The sequence below is a fragment of the Brevundimonas sp. S1H14 genome, from assembly GCF_047716865.1.
GTDB classification, from domain to species: domain Bacteria; phylum Pseudomonadota; class Alphaproteobacteria; order Caulobacterales; family Caulobacteraceae; genus Brevundimonas; species Brevundimonas naejangsanensis.
In genome coordinates, this window is the sequence record NZ_CP136679.1 from 2,298,366 (window position 1) to 2,314,866 (window position 16,501).

General features: G+C 68.2%; 15 protein-coding genes. 11 read left to right on the forward strand and 4 right to left on the reverse strand.

Annotated features, from left to right (window positions below; translation table 11 throughout):
* Window positions 1-57 precede the first annotated feature (57 nt).
* Window positions 58-378: a YdeI/OmpD-associated family protein gene (locus tag RSD66_RS11270; protein ID WP_415287815.1), complete on the forward strand. Its 321-nt coding sequence runs from the start codon at window positions 58-60 to the stop codon at window positions 376-378.
* 34 nt (window positions 379-412) lie between these two features.
* Here the strand turns inward: RSD66_RS11270 and RSD66_RS11275 are convergent, their stop codons facing one another.
* Both RSD66_RS11275 and RSD66_RS11280 read right to left on the reverse strand, forming a co-directional pair.
* On the reverse strand, window positions 413-2,209 hold the full coding sequence (locus RSD66_RS11275; RefSeq protein WP_415287817.1) for a DUF885 domain-containing protein: 1,797 nt from the start codon (window positions 2,207-2,209) through the stop codon (window positions 413-415).
* Window positions 2,210-2,262: 53 nt separating this feature from the next.
* Entirely contained in the window at window positions 2,263-4,728 is a 2,466-nt protein-coding gene (locus RSD66_RS11280) for a zinc-dependent metalloprotease (protein ID WP_415287819.1), read from the reverse strand.
* A 236-nt stretch (window positions 4,729-4,964) separates the two neighbouring features.
* On the opposite strand from RSD66_RS11280, the gene RSD66_RS11285 reads away from it, so the two are divergent.
* Window positions 4,965-5,138: a DUF1328 family protein gene (locus RSD66_RS11285; protein ID WP_024353917.1), complete on the forward strand. Its 174-nt coding sequence runs from the start codon at window positions 4,965-4,967 to the stop codon at window positions 5,136-5,138.
* Window positions 5,139-5,185: 47 nt separating this feature from the next.
* Here the strand turns inward: RSD66_RS11285 and RSD66_RS11290 are convergent, their stop codons facing one another.
* Together RSD66_RS11290 and RSD66_RS11295 are read right to left on the reverse strand one after the other, a co-directional pair.
* Window positions 5,186-6,520 (reverse strand): ATP-binding protein, encoded by a 1,335-nt coding sequence (locus tag RSD66_RS11290; protein WP_415287820.1) that lies wholly within the window; start codon window positions 6,518-6,520, stop codon window positions 5,186-5,188.
* Window positions 6,517-7,170, reverse strand: a complete 654-nt coding sequence (locus RSD66_RS11295) for a response regulator transcription factor (protein ID WP_346523508.1) — start codon at window positions 7,168-7,170, stop codon at window positions 6,517-6,519. The genes RSD66_RS11290 and RSD66_RS11295 overlap by 4 nt, the downstream gene beginning before the upstream one ends.
* Before the next feature lie 62 nt (window positions 7,171-7,232).
* Between RSD66_RS11295 and dsbD the strand changes: the two genes are divergently transcribed.
* The 9 genes from dsbD (at window position 7,233) to RSD66_RS11340 (ending at window position 16,376) form a co-directional block, all read left to right on the forward strand.
* Entirely contained in the window at window positions 7,233-9,203 is a 1,971-nt protein-coding gene (gene dsbD, locus RSD66_RS11300; protein ID WP_415287822.1) for a protein-disulfide reductase DsbD, read from the forward strand.
* Window positions 9,200-9,994: a prolipoprotein diacylglyceryl transferase family protein gene (locus tag RSD66_RS11305; RefSeq protein WP_415287824.1), complete on the forward strand. Its 795-nt coding sequence runs from the start codon at window positions 9,200-9,202 to the stop codon at window positions 9,992-9,994. The genes dsbD and RSD66_RS11305 overlap by 4 nt, the downstream gene beginning before the upstream one ends.
* Window positions 9,995-10,131: 137 nt before the next feature.
* Window positions 10,132-10,770 carry a DsbA family protein gene (locus tag RSD66_RS11310; protein ID WP_415287825.1) on the forward strand — a complete coding sequence of 213 codons (639 nt, stop codon included), beginning with the start codon at window positions 10,132-10,134 and terminating at the stop codon, window positions 10,768-10,770.
* Between the two features lie 128 nt (window positions 10,771-10,898).
* A complete protein-coding gene (locus RSD66_RS11315) occupies window positions 10,899-11,036 on the forward strand; it encodes a hypothetical protein (protein ID WP_158584910.1) in 138 nt (45 codons plus the stop codon).
* Between the two features lie 100 nt (window positions 11,037-11,136).
* A complete protein-coding gene (locus tag RSD66_RS11320) occupies window positions 11,137-11,634 on the forward strand; it encodes a GAF domain-containing protein (protein ID WP_415287827.1) in 498 nt (165 codons plus the stop codon).
* A gap of 12 nt (window positions 11,635-11,646) precedes the next feature.
* Window positions 11,647-12,540, forward strand: a complete 894-nt coding sequence (locus RSD66_RS11325; RefSeq protein ID WP_415287828.1) for an ROK family protein — start codon at window positions 11,647-11,649, stop codon at window positions 12,538-12,540.
* A 63-nt stretch (window positions 12,541-12,603) separates the two neighbouring features.
* On the forward strand, window positions 12,604-13,281 hold the full coding sequence (locus RSD66_RS11330) for an SDR family NAD(P)-dependent oxidoreductase (protein ID WP_415287829.1): 678 nt from the start codon (window positions 12,604-12,606) through the stop codon (window positions 13,279-13,281).
* A complete protein-coding gene (locus RSD66_RS11335) occupies window positions 13,281-14,099 on the forward strand; it encodes an HpcH/HpaI aldolase/citrate lyase family protein (protein WP_415287830.1) in 819 nt (272 codons plus the stop codon). The genes RSD66_RS11330 and RSD66_RS11335 overlap by 1 nt, the downstream gene beginning before the upstream one ends.
* 213 nt (window positions 14,100-14,312) lie before the next feature.
* Complete coding sequence (locus RSD66_RS11340; protein ID WP_415287831.1) at window positions 14,313-16,376, forward strand: capsular polysaccharide biosynthesis protein; 2,064 nt, start codon at window positions 14,313-14,315, stop codon at window positions 16,374-16,376.
* Window positions 16,377-16,501 lie beyond the last annotated feature (125 nt).

Below are 16,501 nucleotides of genomic sequence, written 5' to 3' on the forward strand. Positions count from 1 at the left end.
CGGTTTGCCTCTTATATTCCGAGGATGCTGACAGATCAGCCGAACTCAGGAGGCCCCATGTCAGACGGCTTTCCGCACGGAACCGTGCATCAGGCGGCTGCGGATCTTCAGGACGCCCTGAAGATGGACGCCGAGATTTTCGACCTGTGGCGAAACCTGACGCCGCTGGGTCGCAATGAGTTCATCTGCTGGGTTGATGACGCCAAACAACCGGCGACGCGCCAGCGACGCATCGGGCGGACCGTAGAGGAACTGCGGGAAGGCAAGCGCCGCCCCTGCTGCTGGGCGGGCTGCATCCATCGCACCGACAAGGCGCCGAGCCGATGGCAACAGGCCGTCCTGATCGACCAAAAAAGCAAGGGCGCGTCCAAGCCCTGACGCGCCCTCGCCTGCTCTCATCTGTCGCCCGTATTTATTGAGCGCCGCCCGCCTTGGCCGTCTCAGCGGGTTTGCCGCCGCGCGCGATGAAGGCGCGCATATGCTCCTCCAGCGTGTTCAGCGGCACCGAGCCCAAAGCCAGGATTTCGTCGTGGAACGGGCGCGGATCGAAACGCTCGCCCAGGGCGGCCTCGGCCTCGCCGCGCAGACGGCGGATGGTCAGCTCGCCCAGCTTGTAGGACAGGGCCTGACCAGGCCAGCTGATGTAGCGGTCCACCTCGGTCTCGACCTCGTGGCGCGACAGGGCGGTGTGACCCGCCAGATAGTCGATGGCCTGTTCGCGCGACCAGCCCTTCAGGTGCACGCCGGTGTCGATCACCAGACGCGCCGCGCGCCACATCTCATAGCTGAGGCGGCCGAAGTTCTCATAGGGCGTGCGATAGATGCCCATCTCGACGCCCAGCCATTCCGTATAGAGGCCCCAGCCCTCGCCATAGCCTGAGAAGTAGGTGTGGCGACGAAAGGTCGGCCCCGCGTCCTGCTCCTCGGCCAGCGCCATCTGGAAGCTGTGGCCCGGCGCGCATTCATGCAGGGTCAGGGCCGGGATGTTGTACAGGGGACGGCTCGGCAGGTTGTGGGTGTTCATCTGGCAGGCTTCCAGCCCGCCGCGTCCCGCCGTGTAAAAGGGGGCCAGCGCCTCAGGCACCTGAATGATGGTGTAGCGACGGCGCGGCAGCTTGCCGATCAGCTTGCCGATCTCGCCATCGGCCCGCACCGCGACCCAGGCCGACACCATCATCAGCTCGTCCGGCGTCTTGGCGTAGAACTGCGGATCGGTGCGCAGGAAATGCAGGAACTCGTCGAACGAGCCGGTGAAGCCCGCGTCGGCCATCGTCTGGCGCATCTCGGCCTGGATGCGGGCGACCTCGGCCAGGCCGATCTGGTGGATCTCCTCGCCGCTCAGATCCAGCGTCGTATATTTGCGGACCTGGGATTCGTAGAAGGCGACGCCGTCAGGCATGTCGCGGGCCGCCAGCGTGGTGCGGGCGCGCGGCTGGTATTCCTTCAGATAGAAGTCCAGCAGCGACCGATAGGCCGGGATCACCGCCTCATTGATGACAGTCGCGGCCTCGGCGCGCAGGCGCGCCTGGTCGGACGCCGAAACGGTCGAAGGCATCTGGCGGAAGGCCGCGTAGAAGGCGTTGGCCTCGGCTGTGTCGGTGATGAAGTTGGTGATCGAGGCCTCACGGCCTTCCAGCGTCACGCGCGGCACGCTGAAACCGCGCGCCAGGCCATCGCGCATATTGGCCTTCTGCTGATCGAAATAGCGCGGGATGTCGCGCATCCTCGAGATAAAGGCGCTGTAGTCCTCGGCGGTGCGCAGGCTGCGGGCCTGATCCAGATAGGTCCAGAAGGAGCTGTCGCTGTTGAACGGCATCTCCCACTGGCGGGCCTGACCGTCGATCAGGGCATGCTCCAGATTGGTGCGGAAGACGGCGGCGTTGATGCGGTCCTCGTCCGACAGCTCATCCAGCGAAATGCCGTCCAGTTGCTGCAACAGTCCGCGCACATAGGCCAGACGCTGCTGCTGGGCGGCCGGGCTGACGTCCGCCAGACGATCCGCCGGGCCGTATTCGCCGTCGGCGCCTTTGACCCGGCCGGTGCGGGCCATGCCGGCCTCGGTTTCCGCCTCATAGAGCGCCTTCAGCCGCGCCCCGGCCTGCTGCATCTGCGCCACGGACGGAGACGCCTCGGCGGCGAACGCCGCCGCCGGGACCGACGCGACCAAAAGAGACGAAACGGCGCAGGCCGTCAGCAGCAGGGTTCTCATGATACTGTTCCTATTCTTACCAGCACGGGCGTCGGCCGAAGCCTAAGCCAGCGTCAATGCCACTCGCCGCCGCCGATCGGCGCGCCCGGCGGAACCGGCTGGGCGACCGGAAGGGTCGCGCTGAGCGCCTTCAGCCCCTCGACCGGCCCTGTCAGGGCTTCGGCCAGATAGGCGCATTGCGCCGTCTCCAGCCGATCGCCACGGCAGCGTTTCAACTGTTCGCCGAAGCGGCGGGCGCTGTCGCGCACCACGCCCTGAGCGGTCGATGACAGGTCCTTGCCCTGCATAAGGGCCGACAGATGGGCGGCGTAGCGGGCCCGGGCCACGCGGCGCAGTTCGGCCTGTCGCGGGCTGAGAACGGCGCCCGGACCGACGGCCGACGCCACCCGATCCAGCGTCTCGACCAGGCCCAGCTGGCCCGGATCGCGGCGCTGCTGTTCGATCAGACGATTCAGCCGCTCGGGCGCCAGCAGGGTCTCGAACACCACCTCGGTCGCCGCAGCCGCCGCCGAGGACGGGTCGAACACAGCGTCGGTCTTGCCCTCGAACAGTTCGATCTGGGTCTGGCGGTCCGGATTGCCCGACTGGACCGAGGACAGCAGGTCGATCAGGTCGTCCCTGAGGTCCAGTTCGGCCGGAGACAGCGCCTGCATCAGGGCCTCCAGCGCCGCGCGCTGCTTGTCGGCGGGCACGACCTCGGCCCGCTCATGCCCGGCTCCGCTGACGGCGTAGCTGTAGTCGACGCCGCCGATCTGACGCCCGACCGCCGTGGTCTGATAGCGGTGATACAGATAGATCGGCACAATGACCCGGCGCAGGTCCGCCGCCGGCGCGCCCGCCGGCAGATTGCCCAGGCCGAAACGCGACAGGGCGATGCGGCGAACCGCCAGAGTGTTGGCGAACTCCGCCACCGGATCTTCGCCGTTGTCCCACATGGCGCCATAGGGCTGAAGGCTGCCCAGAGGTCGGGTGTCGTTGTCGCCGACGAAACGATAGCCCTTTCCTTGCGCCTCTGCCGCCAGAGCCAGACGACGCGCCTGCGGGTCCTGACCCGGCGTATCGCCATACAGCCAGTCGATGGCGTAGCGGTCCCAGGCGCCGACGCCGGTCGTATAGGCCTGGCTGAAGTCCATCCGGTCGCCGTCGGCGATCACCCAGGGCGCGGGATAGTCCATGACCGAGGCCCGCCCTTCATAGGTCGAGGCGGCGAAGTTGTGGGCCAGGCCGATGGAGTGGCCGATTTCATGCGCCGACAGGTGACGCAGGCGGTGATAGGCTAGGCGGTCCGGGTCGTCCTCGGCGCCCGTCCCGGCGCGGGCGGCGCCGACCAGCCCCTCGATGATCATCTTGTCCTGGCGGTCGCGCAGCGAGCCCAGTTGCACCACGCCGCGCACGATCTCGCCAGTGCGCGGATCGCTGACCGTGCTGCCGGTCGACCAGCCGCGCGTCTCGCGGTGGACCCAGGCGATGATGCTGTAGCGGGCGTCCATCGGATGCGCGCCCTCGGGCAGCAGCTCGACCCGGAAGGCGTTCTGATACCCCGCCTCTTCAAAGGCCTGCGCCCACCAGTTGCCGCCCTCGATCAGGGCTTCGCGGATGGCGACCGGCGCGGCCCGGTCGACGTAGAAGACGATCGGCTTCTTGACCGGCGAGCGGGCGGCCGACGGATCGGTCTTCTCCAGCCGGAAGCGGCGCGCCATCCGCTTCATCACCGGCTGATCCAGAGGCGCGGCGAAATCCACCGCCATCGCCTGGCTGATGCTGCCGCCGCGCGGATCGTGCGGCACAGTCTGGAAGCCGTCGTCCGGCAGGCGGATGAAGGAGTGCTGGACCGTCAGGGTGACGGCGCGCGAATCCGGCGCGATGCGCGACAGCTCGCCGCCCGGCTCGTCGCTGATGAAGGTCTGGACCGTCTGAAGTTCGACGTTGTCGGGGAAGACCAGGGTCTGATCCAGCGCCAGATGCCCCAGATCCTGCGCCGGCTTGAACGAACCGAGGCTGGCCCGCTTCAGTCGCCCGGCGATATTGACCGCATCGCGGGTCAAGAAGCCGGACAGATCGACGACCACCGAGCCGTCTGCGCCCGTCTCGATCACATCCGTCGCCCAGACGGTCGAGGGGGCGAAGGAGGCGGCGACCGCCCTCTGCTCGTCGTCGCTGGCGTCAAAGGCGCGGAAGCGGTGATTCTCGAACCGGGCGAACACCCGGCCGCCGACCTTGTGAAAGGCTACGATCTGCGTCTGGCCCAGACCGGATCGGTCCAGCCCGGCGTTATCCATGCCCAGCCCCGCCGACAGGCCCGGCTGATACAGGTAGCGGCCGATCACGCCCTCGGCGTCCGGTGGCGACAGACGCGCCAGAACCCGCCCCTTCTCGCGATCCAGCCGCACGCCGAACAGTCCGTCCTGCCAGGCGGCTGTGGCCGCCGCCGTCGCGGGCGCAGACTGCGCTGTCGCCTGAGCCGACGCCCCGAGCATCACCAGACCGGCGACGCTCGCCAGCAGAACCTTGCGTAACATTTCCCCCTCCGACCGCTTGAACTGCCGCGTTCAGAACACTGAACGCCTGCAAGCGCAAGCCGGCCAGACCTTATGATCGAATAATGTATCTGAACATTTCACATGCAGGCCGCTTTGCGAAGTCGGAGGCTCAGCCTTCCGTTCGCTCGATATTCCGGCTCTTTCCGCCGAACGGCAAAGGCGCGCGGAACCGTCAGCCACGCCTGTCGTTGCGCCTGGGTACGAAGGAGAACGACATGATTAAATGGGCTATCATTTTCGCCATCATCGCCGTTGTCGCCGGCCTGCTCGGCTTCGGCGGGATTGCGGGCGCCGCAGCGGGCATCGCCAAATTCCTGGCTGTTCTGGCGCTGATCATCTTCGCGATCTTTCTGGTGCTCGGCTTCACGGTGGCGAAGAAGGTCACCTAAAGCGAACCTGCGCCGCCCTGTTCGCTGAACAGGGCGGCCGCATCCGCTCAACTATCGTCGGATACGCTCCCTGACAGGCGCCGCCTTACGGCCAGCCCATGCAACTCCACCCGCAGTCCGCCCATCGCAGACGGCGCGAACCGGACAGCGCCTCCATGCGCCTTCACCGCGGAGACCACGATCGACAGCCCCAGGCCGCTGCCGCCGCCGGGGCTGCCCGACGGCCGGAAGAATCGCTGTCCCAACCGTTCCAGATCGGCTGTGGTGACGCCCGGCCCGTCATCATCGACGGCGATGACGGCGAACGGTCCCTCGCCCTGTACCGACAGGCTGATGCGGCTGCGGGCGAACTGCCGCGCATTGGCCAGCAGATTGGCCGCCACAAGGCTGAAGCGATCAGGATCAGCGAAGACCTCGACGTCAGCGTCCGGCAACTGAAGCCGCGGCTCCGCCCCAAGAGCCTCAAAGTGAGCGGCGAGACCCGTCCACCGCTTTTCACGATCATCGATGGCGGTTACGTCTTCGCGTGCGAGGGCCAGCAGTCCGGTGACCAGACGCGCGGTTCGGTCGACCGAGACCTGTATCTGCTCCAGCGCATGTCGGCGCGTCTGTTCGTCGCCGGTCGCGGCGGCGATCTGGGCCTGGATACGCAGCCCCGCCAACGGCGTGCGCAGTTCGTGCGCGGCGGCGGCGGTGAACTCCGTCTCCCGCAACCGGGCCGCGCGCACCCTGTCCATCAAGGCGTCCAGAGACTGCACAAAGGGCTGGAGATCAGACCCGCCGGGCGCCACGCCGATCGGCGACAGGTCGTCGGCGTCCCGTTCGGTCAGAATGCGGGTCATCTGACGAATTGGCCGCAGCCCGGCCCCCACCGACCACCAGATCAGCACGCCCAATGCAGCCAGCCCCAAAACCGCCGGACCGAGCAGGCCTGTGACGACGCTGCTGATCAGATGTTCGCGGATCGTCAGACTGTCTCCGACCATCACGCGATAGCCGTCGTCAGGCATGTGCACGGTGTAGACGCGCCACCGCTCGCCTTCGATAACCCGCTCTGAAAAGCCGTCTTCGTCCGGCGCCAGACTCTCGGCCGGAGCGTTCTGTGAACGCGCGATGAGTTCGCCGTTCACCGTCCATATCTGACACGACAGCTGACGCTCATAGGCCGGAACAGGCCCCGGCAGGACCGGATTCACCACCGGCGTCATCTCGCCCGTGCGCATCAGGGACGACACCATGCGCGCCGATTCCATCAGCCGCCGGTCCAGCACGCGCTGGACCTCATGCCGGGTATGGATCTCCACCCAGACCACCGCTGCGCCCCACACCAGAGCGGTCACAAGGGCCAGAATGCCGAACAGCCTGATCCGAATGGAGGTCATTGCAGGGTGTATCCCACGCCGCGCACCGTGCGGATGAAGGCGGAACCCAGTTTGGCCCGCAGGTGGTGGACGTGAACCTCGACCGCGTTGGAGCCTATCTCCTCCTGCCAGCCATAGAGACGCTCTTCCAGCTGGTTACGCGATTGCACGGCCGACGGCCGTTCCATCAGGGCCTCCAGGATGGCGAACTCGCGACGCGACAGCGGCAGATCCTGTTCGCCGCGCCAGGCCAGCCGCGCCTTCGGGTCCAGAGTAATGTCCTTATGCGTCAGGGCCGGGCGAGACCGCCCGAGCAGCCGACGCCGCACCGCCCGCAGCCGCGCCGCCAGTTCATCAAGATCGAACGGCTTGCCCACATAGTCGTCGGCGCCCGCGTCCAGACCGCCGATCCGGTCCCGGCTTTCGTCGCGAGCCGACAGAATGACCACCCCGACGTCCATGTCGCGCTCCCGCACGAAACGCAGCACCTGAAGGCCGTCGCCATCGGGCAGATTGAGGTCCAGGACGACGGCGTCGAACGCCGAGCTTTCAAGGGCGGCCAGGGCGTCCTCGATGCGGGTCATGGCCTCGACCGTCCAGCCGCACGCCGTCAGGCCGACCTGAAGGCCGTCCGAAAGCACCGGATCATCTTCCACAATGAGCAGTCTCATGCCTTATGCCTTCCGCCGCCCGGCTTAAGCCTGACTTAAGCTCTTACGCCGACCCCGGAAGCATGAAGATCATTTCCTGGCGCCTTCTGGCGATCCTGTTCGCCCTGATGCTGGCCGTCCCCGCCGTCGGCCGCGCCCAGTCCTTCCCGGCGCTGGACCAGTCCTTCCTGTCTCCGGACCAGGCCTTCACGCTCAAGGTCGCGCGCGAGACCAACGGCGACCTGGCCTTCCGCTGGACCATCGCGCCGGGGCATTACCTCTATCGGGATCACACCGTCGCTGCCGCGCCAGGCGCCGAGGACACCCTCAGCCTGCAACTGCAGCCCGGCGAGAAGAAGGACGACCCCGGCTTCGGCGTCGTCGACATCTGGCGCACAGCCGGACAGGCGCGCCTGTCGGCGGCGACGCTGGAGCGCGCTGGCGCCCCTGGATCGATCAACATCACCTATCAAGGGTGCAAGGAAGACTCGATCTGCTATCCGCCGACCACGCGGACCGTCGCGGTTCCAGCCCTGCCCCGTGCCGCGCTAGCCGCCGTCGCGCCGACCCTGAAGGCGCCGCCCGCGCCTGAAAGCCTGTCAGCATCTGAAACCCTGTCAGCGCCTGAACCTCAACCGGCGCCTGAGCCTGAAGCCCTGCCTGAATCTGAAGCCGTCGACGCCACGGATGCAGCCGCCTCAGCTTCCGACGCTTCGTCGATCCCCCCCGCCGTTCGACTGGACCAGAACGCAGGCTTCGTCGACCGGCTGGCGGATCAGGGGGGCTTCGCCTGGGTCCTGCTGGCCTTCTTCGGTTTCGGCGTGCTGCTGGCCTTCACCCCTTGCGTCTTCCCCATGTATCCGATCCTGGCCGGCGTGATCGGAAGGGGCGTCGATGGACGCGGGACCCGGCGCGGGCTGGTGCTTTCCACGGCCTATGTCCTGGGACTGGCCACGGCCTTCGGCCTGCTGGGCGTCGCCGCCGCCTGGTCGGGTCAGAACCTGCAGATGGCGCTTCAGTCCGTGTGGGCCGTCGGCGCCCTGTCGATCATCTTCCTGGTGTTGGCCGCTTCCATGTTCGGCGGCTTCGAACTGCAGTTGCCGTCCGCCTGGACCAGCCGTCTTTCGCGCGACAACGGGACCGGGCGGCGCTCCGTCGGCTCGGCCGCCGGGCTGGGCTTCGCCTCGGCCCTGATCGTCGGCCCATGCGTGACCGCGCCGCTGGCGGGCGCCCTGCTCTACATCGCCCAGACCGGCGACGTCGGCCTTGGCGCGGCGGCTCTGTTCGCCCTGGGGCTGGGCAAGGGCGTGCCCCTGATCATCTTCGGCACGGCCGGCGCCCGCTTCCTGCCCAAGGCCGGGGCGTGGATGGATCGGGTGAAGACTTTGTTCGGCTTCATCTTCCTGGGCATGGCCTGGTGGCTGGCGAGCCGTATTCTGCCGCCGACCGTCGTGCTGGCGCTGGGCGCGATCCTGGCTCTGGCCGCCGCCGCCGCCCTTGGCCTGTTCAGCGGCCCCGCGACCAGCCGTATGGCCAGCCTCGCCCGCGCCGCCGGACTGGCCGTCGCCGCCTGGGGGATCCTGCTTCTGATCGGCCTCGGCATGGGCGCCGCCGATCCCTGGCGTCCGCTGGCCCCGCTCGCATCCCCCTCGGCGCCCGGCGTCGCCGGGCCGGGCGCGGCGCCTGTCCCCGCTGCCGTGGTCATTGACCCCGCCGGGCTGGAGCGCGCCATCGGCGACGCAGCCGCCCGCTCACGCCCGACGATGATCTATTTCACAGCCGACTGGTGCGTCATCTGTCGGCAGATGGACCGGGAAGTCTTCGCCGACGGCCGGGTCGTCGCCGCCCTGCAGAACGCCGATCTGATCAAGGTCGATGTGACGAACAACACGCCGGAAACCCGCCAGCTGATGGAAACCTATGGCGTGGTCGGCCCGCCGACGCTGATCTTCCTGTCCCCTGCATCACAGGAGCCTGCGTCCACCCGCCTGGTCGGCAAGACCACTGTGAGCAAGGTGCTGGCCTCGCTCGACAGCGCACAGACCGCCCGATGAACGCGCTTGAGCTTGGCCCCCTCGTCCTGTCCGGCGAGCGACTTTCCATCATCATCGGCATCTTCGTCTTCGTCGTCGGCTCGGGCTTTCTGGCCAGCCGGGTGAGCATCCGCTTCAACGCGTGGAGCACCTTCGTCGTCTTCGGCGGCGTTCTGGTCGCCCGTCTGGGCTATGTCGTCGCCAACTGGCCGCACTTTCAGGCTGACCCGTTGCGCGCCGTCGCCGTCTGGCAGGGCGGTTTCGCCTGGCTCTGGGTCATCCCGGTCGTCGCGCTGGCGACCGCAGTGCTGCTCAAAACCGCCAAGGAACGCGCCTGGGCTCTGGCGCCCGTCGCCGTCAGCGCCCTGGCCTGGATCGCAGCGCATCAGCTGGCGTCCGCGACCGAGCCCCTGCCCCCCGCCGAAATCACCCTGGCGCAGCTGGACGGCGCTCCCCTCGACATGGCAGCGCCATCCGATCGCCCGACCGTGATCAACGTCTGGGCCAGCTGGTGCCCGCCCTGCCGCCGCGAGATGCCCGCCCTGGCCTCCGCCCAGAAGGCCAATCCCGACGTGCGCTTCCTGTTCGTCAATCAGGGCGAGGGCGAAGCAACCGTACGGACCTATCTGGCGCGCGAGGGCCTGACGCTGGAGCACGTCCTGCTTGACCCGCACATGGACCTGCCGCGCCACTACGGCACGGTCGGTCTGCCCATCACCTTCTTCCTTGGAAGCGACGGGCGGCTGGCCAAGGCGCATCTGGGCGAAATCGGGCCTGAGCGTATCGCCGCCGAAATCGCGCGGCTGGACTGAAACGGAAAATCCCCGCCCCGTCTGCGTCTTAAGCCTGACTTAAGACCGGGCGTGGACGAAGCTCACACCTTTGAGGCGCGCGCCTCGCCGAGATCATGGCCGTAGATGGCCGTCATAACACCCGGAGAAGTCTGATCATGAACAAGCCCGCGCTCGCCCTGATGCTGGCCGCAACGATGAGCCTGGCGGCCTGCGGTCCGGCCGACGCCGCGCAGGACATGCCCATGATCGCAGAGGTCGGCTTCAGCGACCTGCTGAAGAATCCGGCGACGCCCTTCATCGGCGCCGAACAGGCCGACATCACCATCATCGGCTTCATGGATTACAACTGCCCCTACTGCAAAATGATGATCCCGGAGCTCAACGGCCTGATGGAAGCCGATCCGAAGGTGCGGGTGCTGTACAAGGAATGGCCTATCTTCGGCCCGGTGTCCGAGAACCTGGCGCGCATCGCCTTGGCCGCCGGCTATCAGGACAAATACCACGCAGTGCACAACGCCTTCATGAGCGCGCCGGATCGCATCCAGACCAATCAGAAGGCGCGTCAACTGGCGACCGAAGCCGGTGTCGACATTGAGCAGTTGGACCGCGACCTGGCGGCCCATCGCGAGGACATCGACGCCGTCCTGCTGCTCAACAGCCGAGAGGCCGCCGCCCTCGCCCTCAACGGCACGCCGGCCTTCGTCATCAACGGCAATCTGATCCCCGGCGGAATGCCACAGGCCCAGCTGGAGGCCGTGATCGCCCGCATTCGCTCCGGTCAGCCGCTGCGCTGATTCAGCAGGTGAGCGTCTCTAGAAAAGGCTAAAGGTCGGCGCGGCGCGGACGACGCTATGTGTCTCGCCGATCCCCGCTCCGCTGCGGTCAGCGGAACCTCAGTAAGCACAGCGCCGTTCCCTAAAGCATGAACCTTGGCCTTTTCTTCTTCGGCGTCCTGATGCTGGCGGTTCTTCTGACCGGGCTGGATCGCGCCATCACCGGCCCCCGGCGCGCTGCGGACAAGGATCAGGACGGCGAACCCGACGGCCCGCCAGAAGACTGACGCCCCACCTTTCGATCCGGCGACAAAGGACTATGTTGCCGACACGCTGCGGCTCTATCGCGGCGCGTTAAACCTGTCCCGATTTCGCTGAGCCCGCTTCATGTCCTACGTCGCCCGTGACGACCGCCCCGCCGACAAGGCCGAACGCTATGCCGAGGTCGGGGCCGAGATTCTGGCCGTGCTGGAGGGCGAGCCCAACCTGACGGCGCGCATGGCCACCGTCGCCTCCATGCTGGCCGACGCCTTCCCCGCCTTCTTCTGGACCGGCTTCTACGTCGTTGATGCGGCCAAGGGCGATGAACTGGTGGTCGGCCCCTATCAGGGCACGCTGGGCTGCCTGCGCATTCCGTTCGGACGCGGCGTCTGCGGCGCGGCGGCGAAGACGCGCGAGACGCAGGTGGTCGAGGACGTCCACGCCTTCCCCGGCCATATCGCCTGCGACAGCCGCTCGGCCAGCGAGATCGTGGTTCCGGTGCTGGACGCGGCAGGCGACCTGATCGCCGTGCTGGACGTGGACGCAACAGAAAAGGCCGCCTTCGACGCCGTGGATGCGGCGGCGTTGGAACGGCTGATGGCCAAGGTGTTCGGCGCGGGGTGAGACCTCAAAACCATGCGTATAGGAATCGACTTCGGCGGCACCAAGATCGAGGCGGCGGCGCTGGATGCATCCGGCGCCTTCATCGCGCGCATACGCGAGCCGAACCCCGGAACCTATGACGCCGCGATCAGCCTCGTCGCCGACCTGATCGCACGGGTCGAGGCCGAGGTCGGCCCTGCACAATCGGTCGGACTGGCCATTCCCGGCTCGCTCTCACCGCGCACCGGCCTGATCCGCAACGCCAACTCAATATATCTGAACGGCCGCTGCTTCGGCGATGATCTGGAGGCCACGCTGGGCCGCCCAGTGCGGCTGGCGAACGACGCCAACTGCCTGGCCCTGTCAGAATCCGCCGACGGCGCGGGCGCGGGCGCCGCCAGCCTGTTCGGCGTCATCCTGGGCACCGGCTGCGGCGGCGGACTGGTCATCGACGGCAAGCTCGTCGAGGGCGCGCACGGCGTCGCCGCCGAGATAGGCCACATCTCCCTGCCCTGGCCCTCGGCGGACGAGGCGCCCGGCCCTGCCTGCTGGTGCGGCCTGCATGGCTGTCTCGAGACCTGGGTGTCCGGCACCGGCTTCCAGCGCGATCATGAAGCCGCGACCGGTCGGGCGCGGACGGCGCAGGCCATCGTGGATGTCGCACGCGCTGGCGATGTGCAGGCGGTGGCCGCGCTGGATCGCTACATCGACCGACTGGGGCGCGCGCTGGCGATGGTCGTCAACCTGGCCGACCCGGAGGTCTTTGTGCTGGGCGGCGGAATGTCGAACGTGGACGAGCTTTACGACCGCCTGCCGCAGGTCGTGGCGCGCCATGTCTTCTCCGACCATCGGGACGGGCGGATCGTCCCGGCCAAGTGGGGCGATTCCTCGGGCGTGCGCGGCGCCGCGCGACTGTGGGACGCCTGATCTCCAATTGATCGGGGCACGCGCCCCGCTATGGTCCGCGACGAACCGACAGGAGCAGGAAGCATGAGCCAGAGAGTCGTGGTGATCACCGGCGGATACGGCGCCCTTGGCCGGGCAGTCGTCGAGGCGGCGCAGGCGCGCGGCCTGTCGGTCGCCGTCATCGGCCGCACCCCGCCGCGCGAGCCGAACCCCGATGTGTTCGAGATCGACGGCGTCGACCTGACCGACGCGGCCCAGGCCAGGAACGCAATCGATGCCGTCGCCGCCCATTACGGCCGTCTGGACGCCCTGCTGAACATCGCGGGCGGCTTCGTGTGGAGCCCTATCGAGGGCGACGACGACGAGTTCGACCGGATGCACGCCCTCAACGTGAAGACGACGCTGAACGCCAGCCGCGCCGCCCTGTCCCATCTGAAGGCTTCGCTCGAGGGCCGTATCGTCAACATCGGCGCCAACGGCGCGATCAAGGCCGGGCACGGCATGGGCGCCTATGCGGCATCGAAAGCCGGGGTCCACCGCCTGACTGAGGCTCTGGCCGAAGAGCTGAAGTCGACCTCGGTGACGGTCAATGCTGTCCTGCCCTCCATCATCGACACCGCCGCCAACCGCGCCGATATGCCCGACGCCGACCCGAAGACGTGGGTCGCGCCCGCCGATCTGGCCGCCGTCATCCTGTTCCTCGCCTCGCCCGAGGCGCGGGCGATGACGGGCGCCCTGATCCCAGTCACGGGCAAGGTCTGATGCGCGCGCGCAGCGTCCTCTACCTGCCCGCCTCGAATGCGCGGGCGGTCGAGAAGGCCCGCACCCTGCCCTGCGACGTGGCGGTGCTGGACCTGGAGGACGCCGTCGCGCCCGAGATGAAGGCGGACGCCCGTGCAGCCGCCGTCGCGGCGGCGCATGAAGGCGGCTTCGGCCCGCGCCTGGGCGTGCGGATCAACGCTTTGGACACGCCCTGGGGCGCCGACGACCTGAAAGCCCTGCACGACACCCCCGTCGGCCTGATCGTCGCGCCCAAGGTCGAGAGCGCCGCGACCGTCCGCGCCCTGTCGGAGGGCATGCGCCCCGGCGTCACCCTGTGGGCCATGATCGAGACGCCGCGCGCCCTGGCGCACCTGCGCGCCATCGCCGAGGCGGGCGGGGCCTTGAGCGGCCTGATGCTGGGCGTCAACGACCTGGCCAAGGATCTGAAGACCGGCCCCGCGCCCGACCGAGAACCGCTGAAGCCGTGGCTGGCGGCGGTCGTGGCCCACGCCCGCGCCAACGGCCTGAGCGTCATCGACGGCGTGTTCAACCGCATCAAGGACGAGGCCGGATTCGCCGCCGAATGCGCGCAAGGCAGGCTGTATGGCTTCGACGGCAAGAGCCTGATCCATCCCTCCCAGATCGAGAGGGCGAACGCCGCGTTCGGCCCATCGGCGGATGAGATCAAATGGGCCCGCAAGGTCGTCGCCGCCTTCGCCGCGCCCGAGGCCGAGGGGCTGGGCGTCCTCCGCGTCGAGGGCGAGATGGTGGAGCGGCTGCACCTGCAACAGGCGCAGGATTTGCTGGCCGACCACTGACCCTTCTCCCCTTGTGGGAGAAGGTGGGCGCCGGAGGCGCTCGGATGAGGGGTGTCGGCGCGACGGCGGATGATTGGCAGTCCGCGCTGAGCACATTTCGGATAGGGCTCGCTGACACCCCTCATCCGTCAGGCTCCGCCTGCCACCTTCTCCCACAAGGGGAGAAGGAAGCATGGGGTGGCGCCCTGACTCGACAAACCGTAGACAACCCCCATGACCGCACCGCTGCCGCCCCTGTCGAAAACCCGCGCCTGGGTCTGTGCGCCGGGGGTGTTGAAGGCGCCGTTCCTGTCCGCCTTTCTGCCCGATCACGACCTGTCCGCCCTGCCCGGATCGTCGATCGAGGCCGTCCTCGGCTGGGGCATGAAGCCGACGGCGGAAGCGGGCCGACGCTGGGCGGCGAAGCACGGCAAACCCTATGTGGCGCTGGAGGACGGCTTCCTGCGCTCGGTCGGGATCGGCGAGAGCGGAGCGACCAGCCTCAGCCTGATCGTCGACGATCTGGGCGTCTATTACGACGCGACCCGGCCCAGTCGGCTGGAGCATCTGATCGACACAGCCCCAGACTGGTGCGACGCCGCCATGCGGACCCGGGCGCGCGGCCTGATCGACCGCATCGTCGCCTCGGGCGTGTCCAAGACCAATATGGGCGGGCCGCTGGATGCAGACCTGCTGAAACCGGGCCGCCGGGTGCTGATCGTGGACCAGACCTTCGGTGACGCCTCCATCGCCTATGGACTGGCGACCGAGACCAGCTTCTCGGAGATGCTGGCGACCGCCCGGCGCGACGAGCCGGACGCCCAGTTGATCGTCAAGCGCCACCCCGCCGTGGCGGCGGGACGCAAGCAGGGCTGCATCCCGGCGGACCAGCTTCAGGGCGTCACCCTGATCGACACCGACGTGTGGCCTGCCGACCTGCTAGCGGCAGTAGACGCGGTCTATGTCGTGACTTCGGCGCTGGGGTTCGAGGCGCTGTTGAGGGGTCTGCCTGTGCGCTGCTTCGGCGCGCCCTTCTATTCCGGCTGGGGGCTGACGACGGATGCGGTTCAGACCGGACGACGCGGCGTGGCGCGTGATCTGGAGCAGGTCGCGGCGGCGGCGCTGATCGCCTACACCCGCTATGTCGATCCCGTCACCGGCCAGCGATGCGAGGCGGAACAGGCGCTGGAGCGGCTGATCGCCCTGCGCGACCGGGCCGACCGGCTTGCGGGCGACTGGGCCGCCGTCGGCTTCGCCCCGGCCAAGCGGCCGCCGGTGCGCCGCCTGCTGAACTCGCCCAAGGGCCGCGTCCGTTATTTCTGGCGCTCATCCGCCGCCGTCGCCCATGCACGGGCGACGGACGGCAAGCTGATCTGGTGGGCCGGCAAGGAGACGCCGCAGATTCGCGCCGCCGCCGACGCCTTCGAAGGGCCCGTCGTGCGCATGGAGGACGGCTTCATCCGTTCGCGCGGGCTGGGGTCCGACTTCTTCGGCGCCCTGTCGGTCGCGCTGGATGATCAGGGCGTCTATTACGACCCGACCCGCCCCAGCCGTCTGGAAAGCCTGATCGAGGCGGGCGAGCCGTCGCCCGATCAGGCGGCGCGGGCCGAGGCGCTTCGCGCCCGCGTAGTCGAGGCGGGCCTGTCGAAATACAATCTGAAAGGCGCGGGCGTCCCGGCGCACTGGCCGACAGACAAGCCCATCCTGCTGGTCGTGGGCCAGGTCGAGAACGACCGCTCGATCATGATGGGCTGCGGGCCGGACCTTCGCACCAACTCGGGTCTGGTGAAGGCGGCGCGGGCTGATCATCCCGACGCCTTCCTGATCTATCGCAACCACCCGGACGTGACTGCGGGCAACCGACCCGGCCTGCTGGACCATGCGGCGATGGAGGAGGTCGACGCCTCGGCCGACGATCTGGACATCGTGGACTGTCTGAACGCCTGCGACCGATTGGCGACCCTGACCTCCCTGACCGGATTCGAGGCCCTGATGCGAGGCAAGTCGGTCAGCGTCTATGGTCGCCCCTTCTATGCCGGATGGGGCCTGACCGACGATCGCCTGACGTTTGAGCGCCGCACCCGCCGCGCCAGTCTGCAGAGCGTCATCCACGCCGCCCTGATCGGCTATCCGGTCTATGTCACGCCGGACGGCTGGCCGTGCGAGGCCGAGGATCTGGTCGAGGCCCTGATCGCTGCGCGCGACCATCCCCTGCCCGCCCCGCCGCGCGGCCGGATCAATCGCTGGTGGCGGGGCATAAAGGCCAGTCTCGACCGCAGCCTTCCCCCGGCTTATTGAGGAAGTTCGTCATCGCAACGGACTGAGTCCGGCCCGCGAGGCGCCCGAACTTCGCCGCGAGGCGCCGACATAAGGCTTGTCGAGCGCCGGGGACTCCATGTTCCCTCATGCAGCGAGGCGCCGCG

What these genes read in the sequence shown, in the direction of transcription:
- RSD66_RS11270 (WP_415287815.1), top strand. Translation starts at nt 58, where the DNA reads ATGTCAGACGGCTTTCCGCACGGAACCGTGCATCAGGCGGCTGCGGAT.
- RSD66_RS11275 (WP_415287817.1), bottom strand. Translation starts at nt 2,209, where the DNA reads ATGAGAACCCTGCTGCTGACGGCCTGCGCCGTTTCGTCTCTTTTGGTC.
- RSD66_RS11280 (WP_415287819.1), bottom strand. Translation starts at nt 4,728, where the DNA reads ATGTTACGCAAGGTTCTGCTGGCGAGCGTCGCCGGTCTGGTGATGCTC.
- RSD66_RS11285 (WP_024353917.1), top strand. Translation starts at nt 4,965, where the DNA reads ATGATTAAATGGGCTATCATTTTCGCCATCATCGCCGTTGTCGCCGGC.
- RSD66_RS11290 (WP_415287820.1), bottom strand. Translation starts at nt 6,520, where the DNA reads ATGACCTCCATTCGGATCAGGCTGTTCGGCATTCTGGCCCTTGTGACC.
- RSD66_RS11295 (WP_346523508.1), bottom strand. Translation starts at nt 7,170, where the DNA reads ATGAGACTGCTCATTGTGGAAGATGATCCGGTGCTTTCGGACGGCCTT.
- dsbD (WP_415287822.1), top strand. Translation starts at nt 7,233, where the DNA reads ATGAAGATCATTTCCTGGCGCCTTCTGGCGATCCTGTTCGCCCTGATG.
- RSD66_RS11305 (WP_415287824.1), top strand. Translation starts at nt 9,200, where the DNA reads ATGAACGCGCTTGAGCTTGGCCCCCTCGTCCTGTCCGGCGAGCGACTT.
- RSD66_RS11310 (WP_415287825.1), top strand. Translation starts at nt 10,132, where the DNA reads ATGAACAAGCCCGCGCTCGCCCTGATGCTGGCCGCAACGATGAGCCTG.
- RSD66_RS11315 (WP_158584910.1), top strand. Translation starts at nt 10,899, where the DNA reads ATGAACCTTGGCCTTTTCTTCTTCGGCGTCCTGATGCTGGCGGTTCTT.
- RSD66_RS11320 (WP_415287827.1), top strand. Translation starts at nt 11,137, where the DNA reads ATGTCCTACGTCGCCCGTGACGACCGCCCCGCCGACAAGGCCGAACGC.
- RSD66_RS11325 (WP_415287828.1), top strand. Translation starts at nt 11,647, where the DNA reads ATGCGTATAGGAATCGACTTCGGCGGCACCAAGATCGAGGCGGCGGCG.
- RSD66_RS11330 (WP_415287829.1), top strand. Translation starts at nt 12,604, where the DNA reads ATGAGCCAGAGAGTCGTGGTGATCACCGGCGGATACGGCGCCCTTGGC.
- RSD66_RS11335 (WP_415287830.1), top strand. Translation starts at nt 13,281, where the DNA reads ATGCGCGCGCGCAGCGTCCTCTACCTGCCCGCCTCGAATGCGCGGGCG.
- RSD66_RS11340 (WP_415287831.1), top strand. Translation starts at nt 14,313, where the DNA reads ATGACCGCACCGCTGCCGCCCCTGTCGAAAACCCGCGCCTGGGTCTGT.